This is a genomic window from uncultured Fretibacterium sp., from assembly GCF_938030725.1.
Classification (GTDB): domain Bacteria; phylum Synergistota; class Synergistia; order Synergistales; family Aminobacteriaceae; genus Fretibacterium.
Genome location: NZ_CALHIQ010000104.1, coordinates 1 through 3,459, shown reverse-complemented (window position 1 = coordinate 3,459; position 3,459 = coordinate 1). Strand labels below are relative to the sequence as shown.

Annotated in this window: 3 protein-coding genes; 1 reads left to right on the top strand and 2 read right to left on the bottom strand. The window is 59.3% G+C overall.

The window, feature by feature from the left end:
- A partial coding sequence (locus Q0629_RS06385) for a hypothetical protein (protein WP_298780369.1) occupies positions 1–1,601 on the top strand: 1,601 nt, incomplete at its 5' end.
- A 195-nt stretch (positions 1,602–1,796) separates the two neighbouring features.
- Here Q0629_RS06385 and Q0629_RS06380 read toward each other — a convergent pair.
- Both Q0629_RS06380 and Q0629_RS06375 read right to left on the bottom strand, forming a co-directional pair.
- Complete coding sequence (locus Q0629_RS06380; RefSeq protein WP_298780367.1) at positions 1,797–2,126, bottom strand: hypothetical protein; 330 nt, start codon at positions 2,124–2,126, stop codon at positions 1,797–1,799.
- Positions 2,123–3,163, bottom strand: coding sequence for an Rpn family recombination-promoting nuclease/putative transposase (locus tag Q0629_RS06375; protein WP_298780365.1), 1,041 nt, complete (start codon positions 3,161–3,163; stop codon positions 2,123–2,125). The genes Q0629_RS06380 and Q0629_RS06375 overlap by 4 nt, the downstream gene beginning before the upstream one ends.
- Between the last annotated feature and the right edge of the window lie 296 nt (positions 3,164–3,459).

The following is a 3,459-nucleotide window of genomic DNA, read 5'->3' as shown; positions in this document are numbered from 1 at the left end:
ACCTCGCCGTTTCGCCTCCCACCGGAACGACGGCGCACACCACCCCGCCCTATCTGCTGGAGCTGACGGACAAGATGAAGGGGAAGCACATCGCCCTTGCGGTCCGTCAGAAGGGATCCGGCCTGTGGTTCCAAAGCAAGAGTTATCTTATCGCGACCGGTCAGAGCAGCGTGTTCTGGAGGGACCTGATCGCAGAGTTGCAAAGGGATATCAATAAACAAGTGGTCAAGGACCCGAAGACGGGCCAAGAAACGCACTATGAGGGCGAATACCTTCTCCCGGGACAAAAGCAGGACATGAAGTTTGGGGTTTTCGATCCCACGACGCAAGAACCGTATCTCAAACTCAGCGGAGAGGGAGACAGCGGTCGCGGATTCCTCACGAAGGAGCTGGATGAGAAGTACTTCCGCAGGCTCCAGGACGGCACGCGAGACCCCGAGTTCTGCCTGGAGAACTATACCCTCTGGGTGGATGCCATCGTCGAGACGCCCGAGGGCAGCAGCAGCACTTCTAATCGCCAGCCGACAAAGGGATGGGCCGCGTTCCTGAACGGCAACACGCGGAAGATCAGGCCGGCGTCGGATAAAGCGCCGACGGACCACTTCCACTACGGGTACATGCTCCAGTTCGACCCAGGCGTGGAGTTCATGAGCTTTGTTTATCAGCAGATTGCGGACTACGTTCCTTATTTCTACAACAAATCCCTCGGCAAGACCTTCACGAACCTTGACGCGATGGAGTCGGGGAGGGGAGAGAGGCCAGTCAAGACCCAGGGGGTGGTCATCAGAAGGCTCGATGGCGACCAGCATGATGGAGGCGTTGCTTATGGCGTCGATAAGGTACATCGTTGGAAGGAAAAGAACGATGCCACGGTGAAAAATTTCGCCGACATTGGGAACTGGGGAGATGCCTGGCGGCATCGACTGAGGTATTACCTCTGGCGCGACATCGCTTATAAAGGGGCAGGCAAGGTCTACGACCCCGTCGACAAGAGGAACTATCAGAACAGCTTCGCCCTCAACGAAGCAGGGGACGACATCCACTCGATGCGGGATCAGCGGTTCATGACGGAGATCAACATCATCACGCAGACGAGCAAAAGGGGCACTGAGACGGTACCCGAGCGCATGTTCTTCCGCGTCCGCATCTACGACAAGCCCAGAAAATCCTTGGGCAAGAGAAAATGGGACTTCCCTGAGGACACGGGTCGGTCGAAGGAGATGTGGTTCGGCATCGAAGGAGGCAAAGGGCTGAACTGGGGACTCCCCTACAACACGTTTTACAACCACGTCACGGGTAACGGTTTTGTCCAGGGCGACACCATGTATGAGCCGGCGGTGCTTGAGAACACGAAAATCAGGAACCGGGTGAAGCAGCAGTACTCTGGAGATGCCATAGGAAAGCACTTCGGCCTGCGTATCTGGGCGGATACAAAATTTGACGCCAAGATCTACTTCATCGACGTCGCCAAGGGGCTGCCGCTGAGCACCAGGCTGCCTTGGGGAACCAAGGTCGAGGAGGTTATGAAGCCCCTGAATCGGGGAGGAAATTGGGATCAGGATAAACCCTACGTTTTGAAGAATCCGTTCCCTCTGCCTTAACTGAAGTAAGCTAGAAAGGGCCCCGCTCACAAGCGGGGCCCTTTTGCTCAGCCGTTTTCCCAGTCCGAGGCCATGAGGACTATACCGGGCCGGTTGCTGCCCTGCCCTTGAATACCAGAGCAGGAAAAACGTACTGAAAAGGCGCGCGGTCCCCGTGTTCGGGGGGCCGCGCGCCCTTCGTATCCAGAGGAAGCCTTAAGTCAACCGCCCTCGCAGCGCCTCGATTTCGTCCAGGGATAAATCCGTATACTCTGCAATCTCCTCAAGCGGCAGGCCGTGCGCCAGCATCCGCCGCGCAGTATCGGCCCTGCCCTCGGCTCTACCCTTAGCCTCACCCTCGGCCTTACCCTTAGCCTCGCCTTCCGCCCTGCCCCTAGCCAATGCGGCCTCCTCGCGTCGGCCCGAGATGTCCTCCTCGTCCCAGAACTCCATCAGGTTCACAATGTACGCCAGGCGCTGATCCCGGTCCTGGAAAAATTCGCGCTCCAAATCCAACGCCGTGCCGTTTTTGTCGCTCGTTCTCATCGTCCTCGCAGCGCCTCGATTTCGTCCAGGGACAGGCCGGTTGCCTCCGAGATTTGAGAGAGCTCAAGTCCCATCCGCAGCAGGTTTCGTGCCGTGTCGGCTCTAGCTTTAGCCTCACCCTCGGCCTTACCTTTAGCCTCACCCTCGGCCCTGCCCTTAGCCTCACCCTCGGCCCTGCCCTTAGCCTCGCCCTCGGCCTTACCTTTAGCCTCTCCCTCGGCCCTGCCCCTGGCCAATGCGGCCTCCTCGCGCCGGCCCGAGATGTCCTCCTCGTCCCAGAACTCCATCAGGTTCACGATGTACGCCAGACGCTGATCCCGGTCCTGGAAAAATTCGCGCTCCAAATCCAGCGCCGTGCCGATCCCAGGCTCCATTGCCGCTATCCGTTCCATCTCGTCACCTCGCATTCCGTCCAGGTAACACAGCCAGCGCTCCAGCCTGTTCCGCGGGCGTCGGCCCACCTTCCGTTCCCTGCGGTCCTTCGGCAGTTCAAAATAAACGATCTGAAGGTCGTCGCAGAGAGGCCTTCCGCTCGCGTCGTTGCGGATGGAGTAGCTGTTGCGGCACTCCCGCTCCTCCGGGAGCAGCTCGAAGTCCAGCAGGTTCAGGGAGATCGTGCGCACCGTGTCGAGGTACTTCCCCCGACGCTCCAGGGACGTCGAGTAGAGCAAAGACCAGTAATACAGGGTCCGTTTCAGATAGCCCGGTTCACGACGGATTTGGACCTCCAGTTTGACCAACTCTCCGTCAAGCCGGGCGGCGATGTCCAGGCGGCTCCCCCTCCCCGAAGCCCGAACGGGCGAAAACTCCCGGTCGATGAAGGCGACCTGTGTAAAGGCCCGCTCTCCATTGGGGAACATCAGGGCATTCAGCAGGTCGAGGAAAAGCTCTGCTCTCTCCGGCCTGCCGAAGAGGAATTTGAAGAGGACGTCCGCCAGTGGGTAGACCCGCCCCTGGCTCACGTCCAGATCGATCTGCTCCCTGGACCTGTGGGAGGGGGAATAAAAGAGCGTTGAGCCCTCCCCGGTTTCGTTCATGTCATTTCGCGCCTCATGCGCCGCGCTTTTGTCGCTCGTCCTCATCGCCTCCCCCCAGCCTTGACGCCATTATAGCAAAGGTTTGAGCGGACTGGCCAGACGATGCCGTTCTTGCGGAGAATGCCGGGGATGTCCAATCCCTTGTCCTTGCCAAACCACTCGAACCTCGAGGCATCGGTCTGCTACACATGCCCGCAGCCTCCTTCAGAGGACGGGGCTTGAAGCGGGCCGCGCCAAGCAATGCGACGGAAGGAAATGAGGGCGAACCTGCGAAAACTCACAAGCCCGCCCCGGAC

Bases quoted from the DNA above. Each gene is read 5' to 3' on its own strand.
- Q0629_RS06375 (WP_298780365.1), bottom strand. From the start codon at position 3,163: ATGAACGAAACCGGGGAGGGCTCAACGCTCTTTTATTCCCCCTCCCAC.
- Q0629_RS06380 (WP_298780367.1), bottom strand. From the start codon at position 2,126: ATGAGAACGAGCGACAAAAACGGCACGGCGTTGGATTTGGAGCGCGAA.